Below are 15,665 nucleotides of genomic sequence, written 5' to 3' on the forward strand. Positions count from 1 at the left end.
GCCTAAAATCATCGCATCCATGCGATAACGGCTAACTGACCTGCATCGGTAAAAACGCCACGTCCTGTGGCATTACCGAAATGACCGACATCGTGTCGGCCCTCGTCAGGCCTAAGCACAAAGCCGATTCCGGACGCAATTATGCCGAGGCAAATTGATAAACATCATTGCTATCTAATGAGTAGGTGTCTTCATGAATGATTCTAGAAAATCATAGTGAGGAGACAGTAACAATGAATCATACTACTTTTGAGAAGTTACAATACAATGAATTGAAGGATATCGTTAAATCATACTGTGTCAGTGGATTAGGTAAACAGTTATTAGATAAATTAACGCCAAGCCCAAATTTGACAGTTGTTAAAAATCGTTTGAATGAAACGACTGAGGCACGAGCAATTTTAGATGCGGAAGGTCATGTCCCATTTTTAGGGGTATCCAATATTGACAATACCATTCAAAAACTTGAAAAGGGGATCATTCTAGACCCAAGTGAATTAGTTAGCATCTCAGACTTTTTAAGAGGCTGTAGAAAAATTAAAAAATTTATGCTGGAAAAGGAGTTTTTTGCACCCGTACTTGCATCCTATGCTAATTCGATGTCTGAATTTAAAAGTGTGGAAGAGGAAATTAATTTTGCGATTAAAGCAAATCGTGTTGATTCAGCTGCTAGCAGAGAATTGAAGCGTATCCGAAATCATATCGAAACAACAGAGGAAAAAATTAAAGACCGTTTAACAAAATTTTTGAATAGTAGTGCAAATAAAACATATATCCAGGAATTTTTTATAAGTAAGAAGGATGATCGATACACGATTCCTATTAAGGCTTCTTACAAAAATCATGTGCAAGGGACGGTAGTAGAGATTTCATCAAAAGGTGCTACGGTCTTTATGGAGCCAAGTGCTGTCGCTAAATTAAATGTGGAATTGGCCACTTTGAAGGCAGAGGAAGCGGTGGAGGAATATCAGATTTTGGCGACATTATCGGGGCTCCTGATGGAAAATATCCGTGAAATCAACATTAACATGGAGTTAATTAGCCAATATGATATGGTGTTTGCTAAAGCCAAGTTTAGCAAGCATATTGGAGGCGTAGAGCCAAGCTTAAACGATGTTGGCTATATAAAGCTCATCAATTGTAAGCATCCACTGTTAACAGGTGAGGCGGTGCCACTTCATTTCGAAATTGGTAAAGACTATCGTAGCCTAATCATTACAGGGCCGAATGCTGGCGGAAAAACAGTTGTCCTAAAAACCATTGGCTTGTTAACATTGGCTACAATGTCAGGCTTCCATATTGTTGCGGATAAAGGAACTGAAATAGCTATATTCGATCATGTTTTTGTAGACATTGGTGATAATCAAAGTATTGAAAATGCACTTAGTACGTTTTCATCCCATATGAAAAACCTTTCGGATATTATGAGGGCATCCAATAATAATACTCTTTTGCTGTTTGATGAAATAGGGAGCGGTACGGAACCAAATGAAGGAGCAGCGCTGGCCATTTCCATCTTGGAGGAGTTCTATCATATGGGCTGTATTACAGTGGCGACAACGCATTATGGAGAAATTAAGCGTTTCTCTGAAATGCATAGTGATTTTATGAATGCGGCTATGCGTTTTAATAGTGAAACATTAGAACCATTATACAAATTAATGATCGGAACATCTGGAGAGAGTAATGCTCTATGGATTTCAAAGAAAATGAATATACGTGAAACAGTATTACAAAGGGCTAAAGGCTATATTGACAGTAAGGATTATCATTTAAAACGAGTAAGTGATAGTAAAATACGGAAGCCGAAAATTGAAAATGTGAGAACAACAGTAAAGTATGAATTTGAAAAAGGAGATCGAGTAAAGCTGTTAGATCATGATGACGTTGGAATCGTTTATGAAGAAATGGATAATTTCTTTAATGTTGTCGTGTTCTATGGGGGAGAATTCATAAAGGTAAATGTTAAACGCTTGGCATTAGAGCTACCAGCAACAGAATTATACCCAGAAGGATATGATTTAGAGACATTGTTTGTGGACTATAAAGATCGAAAGCTTCAGCATGATATAGAACGCGGTTCGAAAAAAGCCCTTCGCAAGATACAGAAGGAAATTAGAAATAATAAATTGAGCTAAAAAATAGGGATTGCACATATGTCAAAGTGCAATCCCTAAATATTTATTGAACCGAATTTATTTGTGCTTTAATTGAAAAATAAGTTTCTTCAATTTTTTGTTTATAAGGTAGGTCGATTAAATCTTGAGAATCCGTATAGGCCATTTTGGCGATTTCGTAGGCAGTTGTTAATTCACCGAAATGTGCATAGCAAAGCGCCTTATAGGAAAAACACTCATTTAAGCCTAATATGTCAAATGGATGTAAGATGAATGGGGGAACGTTTGTGAAATGTTCAAATGCTTCCTTAGCTTCTTCATATTGACCTAGCAAATACAAGGATTTACCTTTTTCTGAATAGTATAAGTTTTTGTCGAAAATAACCGAGCTATCATTCAAAAGTGTACCAAAACGCTCTATTTCCTCTAGTGCTTGCTGATAATCGTGCTTGTAATTGTTACAATAATGCGCTCTTAATACGAAAATCAAAGCATCCACACTCACTTGTTCGGCAAAAATCCGATACTGCTCAAGCTTCTTCAACATATGCTCTACTTGCTCGAAATCATGGTCAATCATGGCACAAAACGCCCCAATACGATACATATCATCTATATAAGAGTAAAATTGATTTTTATGTGCATCGGTAATGGTCTTATAAATGAGCAGTTTACCTTCCTCATATTCACCAATTGCTAACTGAAAAACGCTAATATAATAAGCCATTTTCACAGTATCTCGCGAATCTAATTGGTAATTTTCCTGTTCAGCCTCTTCTTTCGCCTGCAAAATACAAGAATAAGCCATTTTGTAGTTTCTTTCTTCCGATAATATGCCCAACTCTAATATATAAGTTTCAAACCAATGGCTTAGTAAATTAATTTCTTTAAACATCATGCGTGCCTGTTGAAGCGGTGATACCCATGTCGTTAATCTCGTATGATGTTGTGCTGCTGCATATATATACAGTAAACGCCCAGCCTCATAACTAAGCGAAAGATCTTCTATATAAGGCTTAATCATTTCTACGATTTGCTTCGCATTATCTGTATTATCAAGTTTTAATTCAGCAAATAAAATTTCTACCTGCTCTAAAAGATGACGTATGGAAGAGGGGTTTACTTGTTCAAGCAATTCACTTGCTTTGACGCCTAAACGTTCCGCTATATAATCAAGACTTTCCATCGAAGGCTTGGCCTTATCATTTTCAATTTGGCTTAACATGCCCTTTGTTAGACGATCACCGGCAAGTGCCTCTAATGTTAATTTTTGTTCTTTCCTTAATTTGCGAATTCGTGTGCCTAAAGAGTTCACTGCCTTGCCTCCTTTTTCATTAAAAGTGAGTAATATCATTTTGTTTAATTATATTAAACTTTTACTTGCTTGAAAAGGGGGAGGTGTGTTATATTTTGTTTAATCAAATTAAACTTTTTAACATAATTAAAAATATGGAGGGATTTTAGATGAATGAAGCGCAAAAGTATAAAAAGGCGACGTATCATTTATGGACATTTACAGCTAGCAAAATGATCTCGCAGTTAGGGTCTCATGTTTTATCATTTGGGATAGGTTTATATATTTTGGCACTGACAGGGTCAGCGATGAGTTTTGCGACAACGATGATCTGTTCCATTTTACCTCGTGCATTGGTCGCGCCTTTGGCTGGTTATGTAGCTGATAATTATTCAAAGAAACGCACAATTTTAGTAGCGCAAGCAGGTACAATTTTGACCGTTGTTGGGTTACTACTTTATACAGAAATGGTCGGTTTGTCGGTGTATGCTATTTATATTGCAACAGTTTTTAATACAATATGCTCTGCCTTTTCGGGTGTAACATTTTCTTCCTCAATCGCAACACTAGTAGATCCAGAACGCCTACAAAAAGCAATGTCATTTAATCAAATGTCAGTGTCCATCGCAGCAATTGGAGGACCAGTAATCGGTGGAGTGATGTATGGATTTTTCTCCATGGAAGCATTTTTACTTGTACATATGGTGGCCTATGTGATTACGTTTTGCTTAGAAGCCACAATGAATTTTACTCTGTATAGTACAAGGGGAAAAACGGAAGAGAAGGAAAAGTTGTGGGCTGGGCTTTCTAGTGGTTTTCATTATATAAAGCAACAAAGAGTTGTTAAAACCATTATGTGGGTTTCGTTATGGATTAATTTATTTTTCTCAGCCATCGTTGTAGGGGGGACTTACATTATTATTGAATTATTAAAAGTAAAAGCAAATCATTTTGGTTTTATACAAGCTTCAGGCGCAGTTGGTATGCTTATTGCTTCCGTCTATTTCGCAACACGTGCAGAGGTAAAGGCCCCACTACGTTTTTCTAAATTCAGCTTAATACTGTTGGCTAGCAGTTTAGGGTTGGCGGTTGTCCCATTAATAACGAATTTATCGTATTTAACGATGGTTATCTTTTATATTGTAATTTACTTTATTTTCGCTATTTTTGAGATGGGGATTAACATGCCGATTATGGTTTATATGCAAAAGCTAATTTCAGAGGAATACCGCGGACGTGTATTGGGTTTGATGGAAACAATGGCAATGTCAATGATGCCGATCGGTATGGTTGTTTACGGTATCTTGTATGATACATTCCCGGCAACGGTTATTTTACTTGTCACAAGTGCTATTATCGTTATGATAGCACTAGTTATGCTACGAGCATCTGTCTTAAAAGAAGCACATCCAGAGTTTTATGAACAAAAAGGAGTAACTGAGAGTGTAACAAATTAATGTATCGCTTTGCATATAGCATTAGAATAAAACCAGGCATCTCTTCACAATGTGAAGTATGCCTGGTTTAGTTTCATTCAACAAGATTTACTGATCCTCAATCACAATATAAGTAGCTTTCATGGGTCCATGTACACCAACAATAAGAATCATTTCGATATCTGCCGAATTACTTGGTCCTGTTATAAAGTTGATACAGGAGGCAATTTGCTCGCCAGTTCTGACTTTTTCGCTAATTAGGCGGGCTGCTTGGGTCATCCGTGGAACGATGGTACTTTTCGGAATTAAAATAATAGAGTTCTCGGGTAAAAAACTGACGGATCTTCCTTTATCCTTACTACTAAAAAGTACAGCAGTCCCTGATTCTGCTAATGTTATTTCACTAATCGTAATGCCAATATTAGCTTTTTCAGCCTGTCGAATATTTTCCTCTGGCTGCTTCGAATCCCATTCGTACAGCTGAATATTTGCTTGAGGCCATTGCTCGGTCATTAGTGATGATAGGCCAAAGCGCTTAAAACGTTTGTCTTTCCATGTTATTACAGATTGACCTCCATAATTTTCAATTACTTTTTGTAAGTCTGCAGGAAGATTAGCTGTATTTGTAAGGACAATATCCGTATGAATATTTTTGCATTGTTCAACTAAAACCTCTACTAACTCATCTTTTGTCGCTTCTTTTAGGACACGATCTTGAGGTTGATATTGCCATGTCGGTCGCTCCATTTCTGTTTTTGGCACACGCCCAAGCTGTTTTGCAATTTTAGATAAAAATACATCTCTATTTTCAATAGTACCTGCCATCATTCATCGCCTCCTTTTTGGCGGTGTTTAAACCAGTCACGGAAATTATCTTTATTTGGTGCTGGAAAATCTCTTGCTTCCGTCCATGCTTTCAGTGGGCCTGGACCATTTGAGATTTTTTGATCTTTAGTAAAAGGAGCCATTGCTGGTGAAGCCATTTTTGTCGCCATTTTATATAAGGTAGGGGAAGAAGCACCTAAACCAAAGGCCTTCATTAATAGCTTTTCTGATACAGGAGCTTTACCCTCGTTTTCAACAATTACTTGACGATGTCTATGAATAAGCTGATGTAACGGTATTTTAACAGGACAAGCATCCGTGCAGGCGCCACATAATGTAGATGCATATGGTAACTCTTTAAAATCTTCATAGCCACCTAATAATGGCGAAAGAACGACACCTACTGGCCCAGAGTAGATAGAACCATAAGAATGCCCACCAACATGACGATAAACAGGACAAGCATTCACACAGGCTGCACAACGAATACATTGTAAAATAGGCTGGAACTCACTGCCTAAAATATTAGAACGCCCATTATCGACGATGACTAAATGGAATTCCTCTGGTCCATCTGTATCACCCTCGTCTTTGATCCCTGTTAATGTTGTAATATAGCTTGTTAACTTTTGCCCAACTGCACTTCTTGTTAATAAGCTTACTAGCACTTCCATCTCTTCAAATGTAGGAACAATTCTCTCCATCCCCATTACTGTAATTTGCGTTTTGGGCAAGGCTGTCACTAAATCTGCATTCCCTTCATTCGTCACGAGTGTAATCGATCCGCTCTCTGCAATAGCAAAGTTACAGCCTGTAATGCCTATATCTGCTGTTAAATATTCATTCCTTAATTTTTCACGTACATATAAAGCTATTTCCTCAGGCTTTTCACTTTTCGCATAGCCTTGTTTTTCTTTGAAAATATCACGAATCTGTTCCTTATTTTTATGCAAAGCTGGGGCAACGATGTGAGAGGGTGGCTCGTGATCATCTACTTGCAAAATGTATTCTCCAAGATCTGTTTCAATGACTTCACACCCGAGCTCTTCTAAAGCTGCATTTAAATCAATTTCCTCCGTCACCATAGATTTTGATTTCACAATCTTAGCAGCCTTGTTCTTTTTAGCAATACTTTGAATATAGTCCGTCGCTTCTTTTGCTGTTTGCGCAAAGTAAACATGTCCACCTCTTTTTGAGACATTTTCACTTAGCTGATACAAGTAGTAATCTAAATTCGCAAGTACATGCTTACGAATTTCTTCTCCGTGAGAACGCCATTCCTCCCAATGTCCGAGCTCATCAGCTTGTTTTAGCCGACGTGTTTGAAAGCGTTCCTGTGCACTTGACACTGCTCCGCGCATAAAAGTATTTTCTAATTCTTTCGATACTCGATGATTAAAGCGGTCATCACTTGTTTTCATGGACATTTCTTTTACCCCCTCTTAGCGGCAATTTAATACTTCCGCAATATGCATAACTTTAATAGGCTTACCTTGTCGATTAATTCGGCCACCAATATTGATTAAACAGCCAGCATCAGCTCCGATTAAAATGTCTGCCTCTGTTTCTTCAACATTCCGTACTTTCTCATTGACCATTGCTCCCGAAATATTGCCCATTTTTACTGAAAATGTACCGCCAAATCCACAGCATCGATCTTTACCTGGGAGTTCGACATACCGTAAACCTTTGACTTGATTTAATAATTTAAACGGTGCTTCTGTAACACCCAGTAGACGTGTCATATGACAGGAAGTATGATAAGTAGCCTTGCCCTCTAAATGTGCGCCTACATCCTCGACCTTTAATACATCTACTATAAACTCTGTAAATTCATATGTTTTATTTGCCAATGCTTGCGCTTTAGGCTCCCAAACAGGATCTCCCTTAAACACTTCTGGATATTCCTTAAACATATAAGCACAAGAACCAGAAGGGGAGACGACGTATTCGGCATGTTCAAATGCTGTGATCATTTTTCTCATGGCATTTTTAGATTCTTTTACATAGCCACTATTATAGGCTGGCTGTCCACAGCAAATTTGATTTTCAGGGAAGTCTAGATCACAGCCAAGCCTTTCAAGAACTTCGACAACAGCTTTTCCTACATCACCTTGAAACATATCAACTAAACAAGTTGCAAAAAGTGTAACTTTCATATTAATCGCTCCTTTATGTCTCTCTTACCCCTCGACTACTAATCAACAGGTCATCTGATGACTTAACGAGTAAATGTGTTGTGTTTATAATACTACAACTTTTCAGATGAATGAAAGGTGTTTAATTTAAATTTTCTAAAAAATAAAGAACTGCCTATTATAAAAACTAGGCAGCTTCGGTTATTTTTTAGTTTCTGTTGTTTCGAAATATTGCAATAAGACTTCTTCCACATTACTTAAATGTGAAGCCATAGCATGTTTTGCAAGTTCTTCATTTTGCTGTTTTATTGCGAGGAAAATTTGCATATGTTCATCATATAACTTTTCACTTGTTATTTTTTTTGAATACAACCAAATTCGTCGTGTCTCTTTCATCGTTTCAATCATTAAACCTGAAACTTGGTCTAATAAAGTTGCAAGTAGGGGATTTTGGGATGCTGCAGAAATGGCCGCGTGAAATTGAAAATCTGCTTTTTCACCTAGCTCCCCATTACCTTGTGCATGTTTCATTTCATCTAAAATTTGCATCATTGACTGTAGGTCTTCGTCTGTTCGATGAATGGCTGCGCTAGCCGCTGTGCCCACTTCAATAATTTTGCGTACTTCTAACAAATGTGAGATATCTTGCTTATTTGTTAAAATGGCAGTTGATAAGGGGAAATCGAGCTGATTGGATTGATTACTTTTAACAAAAGTACCTGAGCCTTGTTTAATTTCAATAAGCCCCATTGCTTTTAAAGCGGAAAGAGCTTCTCGGATGGCAGATCTACTTACTTGTAATTGTTCTGCGAGTTGTTCTACTGAATCAAGTCGGTCACCAGGCTTTAGTTCGCCACCTCTAATTTTTTCATAGAGGATTTCGGATACTTCCTCATATATTTTTTTCGGTTTAATTTTTCTTAATTCCAAGGACTACACCTCATTTATCTCTATCAATGGTTCTATTGTTTATTATACATGAAGAAAAGAAATTTTCTCACTATTTAACAGTATAGACTTTGTACAGTCTACAATAAAGCTGTGCACCTGCATGAAAGCATTGTACTAGTGCCTTTTGAATAGGCGTAGAATGTTATAACTTGGAATGCGGAAAAATGATAAATTTTGTTGACAGATAATATAAGGGGAGCGCATAATGCAAAAGTATATGAACTACATCACGTTGATGTAATAAGTTTGAATAATAAATTTATATACTAGTATAATAGAACTTCATAGAACTTCATTTTTTCAACACCTTTTTGCCATGAAACGTTCACAAACAGGAAGGGCGCAATTTACAGTTTTTTTTGGTACGATGGAGGCAGTAACTGTAAGGAGCGAGTGAGAAAATATGGAAACTGATATTAACTTATTTTTAGCTTTAGGTGCAGGTTTTTTAAGCTTTATTTCACCATGTACTCTACCGTTATATCCCGCATTTTTATCATACATAACGGGGATGACATTAGATGAGCTAAAAGCTGAACGAGGTATGATGCAAAAACGTGCTATTTTGCACACCCTCTTCTTTTTACTAGGATTTTCAATTATCTTTATTATGATTGGACTAGGGGCATCGTTAGCGGCAGAGTTCTTCCTTAATTATCAAACATTATTACGTCAGGTTGGTGCCATCTTAATCGTAGTATTTGGTTTAATGATTGTGGGATTACTACAAATTGACTTTTTAATGAAGGATCGAAAATTCCAATTTAAAAACCGCCCATCAGGTTATTTGGGATCAGTATTTATCGGAATAGCCTTTGCGGCTGGTTGGACGCCGTGTACTGGCCCAATTTTAGCATCGATTATTGCATTAGCTAGTGCAAATCCAAGTTCAGGTTTTAGCTATATGTTAGCTTATTTCTTAGGCTTTGCGATTCCGTTCTTCTTGTTATCTTTCTTTATAGCACGTATGACTTGGATTCGTACACACAGCCAAAAAATTGTGAAAATCGGTGGCTATATTATGATTGCCGTTGGTATCGTGTTATTCTTTGATGGATTAACGTATATAACACGCATTTTAGAGCCTATTTTCGGTGGATTTACAGGCTTCTAATCTGCTAAACTAAAGTGGCATACCATACCTTAACGTGGAGGGAGATGAACATGTGCCTACAGTTTTAGTAGTGGATGATACGCTCTTTATGCGTGTTGCAATAAGTAATATGTTTACTGAATGGGGTTATGAGGTAGTCGGTAAGGCAGCAAATGGTAAGGAAGCTGTGGCTATGTATCGTGAGTTACAACCAGATCTTGTAACGATGGATGTAACAATGCCCGTTATGACAGGTATTGCAGCGGTAAAAGAAATCATCCCTGAATTTCCAGATGCAAAAATAATTATGATTACAGCTTTAGGGCAACAAAAGTTAATTGTGGAAGCAATTGAAAGTGGAGCAAAGGATTTTATGACAAAGCCTTTCGAGCCAGAAAGATTAAAAGCTGTAGTTGATCAATTACTTGGACAAAATTGTTAATGACATTAGAGGAGGATTTTTTATGTTTAGCAATATCCCTTCTCACTATTATGTAATAGGTTCGACCATAATGGCCATTTTTATGGGTACCTTTGTCATGGTTATACGTATGCGGGCGTCTAAGAAACCGACAAATGAGAAGAAAATTATCATTCCACCTATAGCGATGTCTACAGGTGCGTTAATGTTTTTATTCGAACAATTTCGAGTGCCACCCATGCAAATTCTTGAAGCGGCAGCAGTCGGCATGGTATTCTCGACAATCTTAATTGCTACTTCTAAATTTGAAGTAAAAGGCCAAGATATTTATTTAAAACGTTCAAAAGCATTCGTTTTTATACTGATAGGACTGTTAGTGTTCCGGGTAGTTGCAAAAGTAATATTAAGTAACTCCATTGACATTGGTGAATTAGCAGGAATGTTTTGGATTCTAGCGTTCGCGATGTTACTTCCTTGGCGAATCGCAATGCTTATTCAGTTTATAAAAATCAAAAAAACAATTCCGCTGAAGAATTATTAATGGAAGAACTACACTAGAGATTTTATCTAGTGTAGTTTTTTTATGCATTTTTGCTGATGGATAGAGTAGATCTAGCGACGGACAGAATCGTCAAAGATATGGATAGAAAGGTGAAAGCTGTGGATAGAATCATCAAAGTGATGGATAGAAAACAGAACGACGGAAAGAAATGCCGAAGTGACGGAAGAAGTCATCCAAGCGATGGAATGAAAGGCGAAAGCGACAGAAAGAAGAGCCAAGGCAACGGATAGACTCCAAGAAAAACTTATAAAAAAGAATATATGGTAATTCTTATCTAAGGGCAGAAAAACGCTGCACAACGTTTCTGTGCAGCGTACCTTCATTCAAATAGATGTTCATATGGAGAAATGTCAATCTGCATTTCATCTAATTTCTTACGTAAAAATTTATGGTCGCGCTTAGGCGTTGCTTGAATATAGCCACGTATAATTAAATCATGGTTAATAGCGGATGCCTTTTCTTCTATTGCAAGTTCTCCAATTTTTCCTGCAATTTTTTCCTTTGCTACTTGTCTAAATAGCTCAGGTACAGGGCTTACAAGTTCATATAGAAGATCTTTCTCAGGTTGTCCCCATAAATGAATCGTTTTATCTAAATAATACTCTTGCCAATCTAAATCAGATTTACCGTCCTGCTTCGGTAATGCCTTTAAAAATTTGCGGAACATGAAAAATCCGCCAATCGCCATAAGGGAAATAAGTACAACTACCCAAAATAAGATAAACCATAAAAACCAACCACTTAACAAATCGTTCACCTCTTTGCCTTCTCTCACTCTATTATAAAAGCTTACATAAAAAAATTCATCCTAAATGTCCCTTTTTTAGCAATAAGTCTGTATATATTGTGTAAGAAAGGGGGTGACCTCCATGGCAAATGTCAATTTCGTAGGTGCTACACTGCGTTTAAAGTATGTCGCTGGACACGATGTCCAAAACGAGCCTATGTTCACAACAAAAACGTACCGCAATTTGAACAGCACGCATATGGCAGACGATTTAGTAGCTGTCGCAAAGGCCATTGCAAGTCTATCTTCACACGCACTAGACAGCATTGTAAAACAAGAAACAACAGAATTATCCTAAGGAGGGAACGCTATGACACAAGTTTTAGAGCTGCAATTTGAAACAGCAGCAGGGAAAACGGCAACATTTGCGATTGATGCACCGAAGCCAAAGGTAACAGCGGAAGAAATTCAAAAGGTCATGCAAACGATCATCGCTAAAGATGTTTTTGAAGGACAAGCTGGCGCTCTAGTTACAATGACTGGGGCTCGTATCGTTGATCGTCAAGTAACAGAATTTGATTTAGAAATCGAATAACCAAGAAATGGTCTTTGCAGCATGTACTGCAAGGACCATTTTCAGCAATAGTAGTCTTATTCATCTAGCAGCGAAGGAGGGACTAACATGGAACAATGGTTAAACATGATATCGGATATCGGATATCGGTTTTCCTATTTTAGTGTCGTTTTATTTACTGCACCGAGTAGAAGTGAAATTAGATGCCATTCATGATGCACTTGTTTCGTTAAAGTGAAATCGATTTCACAAAGATGTACGAAAGCTGTCACTTGAGTGTCCTTGTCAATAGTTACATCGTACGATAGGATGAGGATAGTGTAAGTGGGGAGCGTGTTAAAGATGAGAAATAAAATAATTGGGCTTGTTTTACTTTTTGCATTAGCAACTGTGCTGAGTGCGTGTGGAAATTCAAAGTTTAAAGCAGATTATAGTTTGGAATTACCAGATTTTGAACATGTCAATCAACGCGGAGAAAAAGTTTCCTTAGAGAGTTTAAAAGGAAAACCGTGGATAGGTATGTATATTTTCACGAATTGTACTTCAATTTGTCCACCAATGTCTTTTAATATGACGCAAGTTCAAGAGAAGCTGAAGAAAAAAGGTGTGGAAGATTATAATATTGTTGCGTTTTCAGTTGATCCTGACGTTGATAAACCAGAAGTATTAGCTGATTATTTGAAAAAATATAATGTTCCAGATCAATCAAAATGGAATCTACTTACTGGTTATTCACAAAAGTATATCGAGCAGTTCGCTGTAAAATCAACAAAAATAATCGTCAGAAATGATCCTAACAGCGATCAAGTCGTCCATGGGAATCAATTTTTCTTAGTTGATAAAGATGGCGTAATCGTAAAAATGTATTCAGGGTTTGCAGAGAATCCAGAGGATGTCCCTATTGACACGATTGTATCAGATATAGAAACATATATTGATGAAAATTTATAAAGGCTCGAAGGAAACCGTCTCAATTAATGAAGAGACGGTTTTTTTGTTTAAATTTAATCTTTTATACTTGTAGCCTCGTTTATAGTGTAGAAGGAGGGAAAGATTTTGTCTGATACAGAATATTTAGAGCAACTAATGGAACTACATACAGAGCATTTATTTCGTATCGCATACTACTATACGAAAGATCTACAAATAGCTGAGGATATTGTTCAAGATGTGTTTATTAAATTTTATCATCATCAAAAGTAGTATGAAGAAAGAGAAGAGATGAGGGCGTACTTAGCACGCATGACCATTAATAAATGTAAGGATTATTTAAAGAGCTGGGCATATCGGAAAATTTCAGTTCAACACAAGCTTTTTTCTAAGCAAAAATCCGTTCTACAAGATACGCTTATTCAACAGGATGAACAAACGATTTTGATGAAGCCATTTTGAAATTACCGTTAAAGCTACGAGAACCCATTGTGTATTTTTATTTAGAGGGTATGACGATAAAAGAAATCGCTAAGCTACTCGAAATCCCTGAAGGTACAGTTAAATCACGTTTGAAAAAAGGGAAGGAATTATTAAAAATTGATCTTCATGATATTGAATGGGAGGTACTTTTCCATGGATAAGCATACAATGCATGTATTGAAGGATGTCTCAGCACATAAAGAAGCAATCATTCAAAAGGTTCAACAACAAATTCAGCAAGAGCCGTATCCATCAAAGCAACTTTGGCCGTATCGTGCATTAGCCGTCATGATGACATGCTCTATCTTACTATTTATTGCATGGCAAGCTTCGAAACCATTTGACCATTTAACGACAGAAATACTTCATGAAGAAGAAAAACAATCATTCACCGATTTATTTCAAATAGAAGTTGAAGGAACAGAGACAACGTTCAGTCAGTATCTTCAAATAGCAGATGAATTACATCACCGCGAAAATATAAAATTTTATGAACCGCTTCAAGGCTTCGAGGCAATGCAAGCAGTAGCGACTACTATGGGGGATGCTGTCCATCTAATAGACCCTAAAAATCTTCCGTTTAAATCAAATATACAGGAGGTCTATGCGGTAACATCAGAGATGCGAGACGGTAGCTTGCAAAAGCTATTTCAATTTACTTATAAAGAAAAGTCTCTTACTGGAGTGGATCGTCAATATATTAATTTTACGGTAACAAATGTGGATCATAATCCTTTAGTAAACTATAAATTTAAGGATAGTCAGGACTTTTCAGGGGAAATCAAGAATGTAGGTTTGAGTTTCATGAATCCTTTATATTTTCGAGCGATGACACCAGATAAAGGTTTCGCGTATTCATACTATTATTATGATGCGGCAGGCAAGCGCATTTATCAAATTAGTACAAGAGCCAATGAGTTTTATACGTATTATAATGGCTATGTATATCAAATAGGTTATCAATTAAATGGTGATCAACAAGAAGCACAAGAAAAAATGGTTGCTATTGCAAGGGAATTTATCCCCCACATAAATTCAGCGAATGCAAAGTAGTTAGGTGGAAGATAAGCTGCCTGTAAAAGCTCGATTGGTGAAGGCTAACAATCAGTGGTGATAAAGAACACCCTGTGAATATAGGTTTATTTTTGACAACAATTAGTTACCAAAATAGCACATCGTATTCTGTTTATATTAAAATAGTGGAAAAGGGACGGGGGGTTCAACAATGACGGTAGCGCAAACGTATATAAATGTTGTTCAAAAAAGATTTAGAAGTGTCAAGGAGCTAGGCGATAAAACACTCGACCAACTAGAAGATGCCCAATTGCACTGGGCGTATAATGAAGATTCAAACAGTATTGCAGTGATTGTAAAACATATTAGTGGAAATATGATATCGAGATGGACGGACTTTTTAACGACAGATGGTGAGAAAGCAACGAGAAATCGAGATGATGAGTTTACGGATAGCCTTCAGACAAAAGAAGAGGTTATGAACGTATGGGAAAAGGGCTGGCAAGTATTTTTAGATGCGTTACAAGGTTTAACGGAAGCTGATTTACAAGGATTTGTAACGATAAGGGGAGAACGGCATTCTGTGATAGATGCGATCGAAAGACAAATGTCTCATTACTCTCAACATGTCGGTCAAATCGTTTACATCGCTAAGCAAATAAAGGGTTCTGAGTGGCAAACAATAAGTATTCCAAAGGGACAATCTCAGGCTTTTACAGAATCAATGTTAAAAAAACATCAACGATAGAAGTGTAGCCATCTCACTAGTGTGTGATGGCTTTTTTTGTGGAATAAATATTTATAACTATGTTTAAAAATCTCAAAACTTTATTATATTCAGAAAATAAAATTGACGTGTGTCTTTGCAGCGTGTTATGTTTAATACTAAATTTAATATGGTTCATTACAAGTTTGAGTGAAAAAAACTTTTTCACTTAATTTAAAGGAAAATGGGTGTAAATCCCATGCTGTCCCGCAGCTGTAAATGAGGAGTTTTGCTTCAAATACCACTGAGTAAGTACTTGGGAAGGTGAAGTGAAATGAAGATTCATAAGCCAGAATGCCTGCTTGTAGTAAGATTCATTGTAGATCTACGAAAG

19 protein-coding genes and 1 riboswitch are annotated in these 15,665 nt (G+C 36.9%); of the genes, 13 read left to right on the top strand and 6 right to left on the bottom strand.

The window, feature by feature from the left end; genetic code table 11:
- The first annotated feature begins 233 nt into the window (after nt 1-233).
- Entirely contained in the window at nt 234-2,138 is a 1,905-nt protein-coding gene (locus tag B1B04_RS04475) for an endonuclease MutS2 (protein WP_079560364.1), read from the top strand.
- A gap of 43 nt (nt 2,139-2,181) precedes the next feature.
- On the opposite strand, the gene B1B04_RS04480 is transcribed toward B1B04_RS04475, so the two are convergent.
- Nucleotides 2,182-3,432 carry a helix-turn-helix domain-containing protein gene (locus B1B04_RS04480; protein ID WP_079560121.1) on the bottom strand — a complete coding sequence of 417 codons (1,251 nt, stop codon included), beginning with the start codon at nt 3,430-3,432 and terminating at the stop codon, nt 2,182-2,184.
- Nucleotides 3,433-3,581: 149 nt separating this feature from the next.
- On the opposite strand from B1B04_RS04480, the gene B1B04_RS04485 reads away from it, so the two are divergent.
- Entirely contained in the window at nt 3,582-4,868 is a 1,287-nt protein-coding gene (locus B1B04_RS04485) for an MFS transporter (protein WP_079560122.1), read from the top strand.
- An 87-nt stretch (nt 4,869-4,955) separates the two neighbouring features.
- Here B1B04_RS04485 and B1B04_RS04490 read toward each other — a convergent pair whose 3' ends face one another.
- The 4 genes from B1B04_RS04490 to B1B04_RS04505 all read right to left on the bottom strand — a co-directional run bounded on the left by B1B04_RS04490 (nt 4,956) and on the right by B1B04_RS04505 (nt 8,740).
- A complete protein-coding gene (locus B1B04_RS04490) occupies nt 4,956-5,672 on the bottom strand; it encodes a LutC/YkgG family protein (protein WP_079560365.1) in 717 nt (238 codons plus the stop codon).
- On the bottom strand, nt 5,672-7,099 hold the full coding sequence (locus B1B04_RS04495) for a LutB/LldF family L-lactate oxidation iron-sulfur protein (protein ID WP_079560123.1): 1,428 nt from the start codon (nt 7,097-7,099) through the stop codon (nt 5,672-5,674). The genes B1B04_RS04490 and B1B04_RS04495 overlap by 1 nt, the downstream gene beginning before the upstream one ends.
- Nucleotides 7,100-7,114: 15 nt before the next feature.
- On the bottom strand, nt 7,115-7,831 hold the full coding sequence (locus B1B04_RS04500; protein ID WP_079560124.1) for a (Fe-S)-binding protein: 717 nt from the start codon (nt 7,829-7,831) through the stop codon (nt 7,115-7,117).
- A 180-nt stretch (nt 7,832-8,011) separates the two neighbouring features.
- A complete protein-coding gene (locus B1B04_RS04505) occupies nt 8,012-8,740 on the bottom strand; it encodes a FadR/GntR family transcriptional regulator (RefSeq protein ID WP_079560125.1) in 729 nt (242 codons plus the stop codon).
- A 424-nt stretch (nt 8,741-9,164) separates the two neighbouring features.
- Here B1B04_RS04505 and B1B04_RS04510 point away from each other — a divergent pair, with 424 nt between their 5' ends.
- The 3 genes from B1B04_RS04510 to B1B04_RS04520 are packed head-to-tail and all read left to right on the top strand — an operon-like array spanning nt 9,165 to nt 10,816.
- Entirely contained in the window at nt 9,165-9,875 is a 711-nt protein-coding gene (locus B1B04_RS04510) for a cytochrome c biogenesis CcdA family protein (RefSeq protein WP_079560126.1), read from the top strand.
- A 34-nt stretch (nt 9,876-9,909) separates the two neighbouring features.
- A complete protein-coding gene (locus B1B04_RS04515; RefSeq protein ID WP_079560127.1) occupies nt 9,910-10,296 on the top strand; it encodes a response regulator in 387 nt (128 codons plus the stop codon).
- 22 nt (nt 10,297-10,318) lie between these two features.
- Nucleotides 10,319-10,816, top strand: coding sequence for a CcdC family protein (locus tag B1B04_RS04520; RefSeq protein WP_079560128.1), 498 nt, complete (start codon nt 10,319-10,321; stop codon nt 10,814-10,816).
- Between the two features lie 340 nt (nt 10,817-11,156).
- Here B1B04_RS04520 and B1B04_RS04530 read toward each other — a convergent pair whose 3' ends face one another.
- The gene (locus B1B04_RS04530; protein ID WP_079560130.1) at nt 11,157-11,585 is read right to left on the bottom strand and encodes a DUF2621 domain-containing protein; all 429 of its coding nucleotides are present in this window, start codon (nt 11,583-11,585) and stop codon (nt 11,157-11,159) included.
- A gap of 121 nt (nt 11,586-11,706) precedes the next feature.
- Between B1B04_RS04530 and B1B04_RS04535 the strand changes: the two genes are divergently transcribed.
- The 8 genes from B1B04_RS04535 to B1B04_RS04565 all read left to right on the top strand — a co-directional run bounded on the left by B1B04_RS04535 (nt 11,707) and on the right by B1B04_RS04565 (nt 15,313).
- The gene (locus tag B1B04_RS04535; protein ID WP_079560131.1) at nt 11,707-11,922 is read left to right on the top strand and encodes a DUF1659 domain-containing protein; all 216 of its coding nucleotides are present in this window, start codon (nt 11,707-11,709) and stop codon (nt 11,920-11,922) included.
- A gap of 12 nt (nt 11,923-11,934) precedes the next feature.
- A complete protein-coding gene (locus tag B1B04_RS04540) occupies nt 11,935-12,159 on the top strand; it encodes a DUF2922 domain-containing protein (protein ID WP_079560132.1) in 225 nt (74 codons plus the stop codon).
- A gap of 115 nt (nt 12,160-12,274) precedes the next feature.
- Complete coding sequence (locus B1B04_RS04545; RefSeq protein ID WP_079560366.1) at nt 12,275-12,376, top strand: YvrJ family protein; 102 nt, start codon at nt 12,275-12,277, stop codon at nt 12,374-12,376.
- A gap of 104 nt (nt 12,377-12,480) precedes the next feature.
- Complete coding sequence (locus B1B04_RS04550; protein WP_079560133.1) at nt 12,481-13,089, top strand: SCO family protein; 609 nt, start codon at nt 12,481-12,483, stop codon at nt 13,087-13,089.
- Nucleotides 13,090-13,194: 105 nt separating this feature from the next.
- Nucleotides 13,195-13,341, top strand: a complete 147-nt coding sequence (locus B1B04_RS26045; protein WP_240518192.1) for an RNA polymerase sigma factor — start codon at nt 13,195-13,197, stop codon at nt 13,339-13,341.
- Between the two features lie 185 nt (nt 13,342-13,526).
- Entirely contained in the window at nt 13,527-13,712 is a 186-nt protein-coding gene (locus tag B1B04_RS26050; RefSeq protein ID WP_240518193.1) for an RNA polymerase sigma factor, read from the top strand.
- Complete coding sequence (locus B1B04_RS04560; RefSeq protein ID WP_079560134.1) at nt 13,705-14,604, top strand: hypothetical protein; 900 nt, start codon at nt 13,705-13,707, stop codon at nt 14,602-14,604. Before B1B04_RS26050 ends, B1B04_RS04560 begins: the two co-directional genes overlap by 8 nt.
- 172 nt (nt 14,605-14,776) lie before the next feature.
- Nucleotides 14,777-15,313 (top strand): DUF1572 family protein, encoded by a 537-nt coding sequence (locus B1B04_RS04565; protein ID WP_079560135.1) that lies wholly within the window; start codon nt 14,777-14,779, stop codon nt 15,311-15,313.
- A 143-nt stretch (nt 15,314-15,456) separates the two neighbouring features.
- Nucleotides 15,457-15,651, top strand: a riboswitch (cobalamin riboswitch).
- Nucleotides 15,652-15,665 lie beyond the last annotated feature (14 nt).

This window comes from Lysinibacillus sp. KCTC 33748 (assembly GCF_002237755.1).
GTDB lineage: Bacteria > Bacillota > Bacilli > Bacillales_A > Planococcaceae > Lysinibacillus.

Bases quoted from the DNA above. Each gene is read 5' to 3' on its own strand.
- B1B04_RS04475 (WP_079560364.1), top strand. From the start codon at position 234: ATGAATCATACTACTTTTGAGAAGTTACAATACAATGAATTGAAGGAT.
- B1B04_RS04485 (WP_079560122.1), top strand. From the start codon at position 3,582: ATGAATGAAGCGCAAAAGTATAAAAAGGCGACGTATCATTTATGGACA.
- B1B04_RS04490 (WP_079560365.1), bottom strand. From the start codon at position 5,672: ATGGCAGGTACTATTGAAAATAGAGATGTATTTTTATCTAAAATTGCA.
- B1B04_RS04495 (WP_079560123.1), bottom strand. From the start codon at position 7,099: ATGTCCATGAAAACAAGTGATGACCGCTTTAATCATCGAGTATCGAAA.
- B1B04_RS04500 (WP_079560124.1), bottom strand. From the start codon at position 7,831: ATGAAAGTTACACTTTTTGCAACTTGTTTAGTTGATATGTTTCAAGGT.
- B1B04_RS04510 (WP_079560126.1), top strand. From the start codon at position 9,165: ATGGAAACTGATATTAACTTATTTTTAGCTTTAGGTGCAGGTTTTTTA.
- B1B04_RS04520 (WP_079560128.1), top strand. From the start codon at position 10,319: ATGTTTAGCAATATCCCTTCTCACTATTATGTAATAGGTTCGACCATA.
- B1B04_RS04535 (WP_079560131.1), top strand. From the start codon at position 11,707: ATGGCAAATGTCAATTTCGTAGGTGCTACACTGCGTTTAAAGTATGTC.
- B1B04_RS04540 (WP_079560132.1), top strand. From the start codon at position 11,935: ATGACACAAGTTTTAGAGCTGCAATTTGAAACAGCAGCAGGGAAAACG.
- B1B04_RS04550 (WP_079560133.1), top strand. From the start codon at position 12,481: ATGAGAAATAAAATAATTGGGCTTGTTTTACTTTTTGCATTAGCAACT.
- B1B04_RS04560 (WP_079560134.1), top strand. From the start codon at position 13,705: ATGGATAAGCATACAATGCATGTATTGAAGGATGTCTCAGCACATAAA.
- B1B04_RS04565 (WP_079560135.1), top strand. From the start codon at position 14,777: ATGACGGTAGCGCAAACGTATATAAATGTTGTTCAAAAAAGATTTAGA.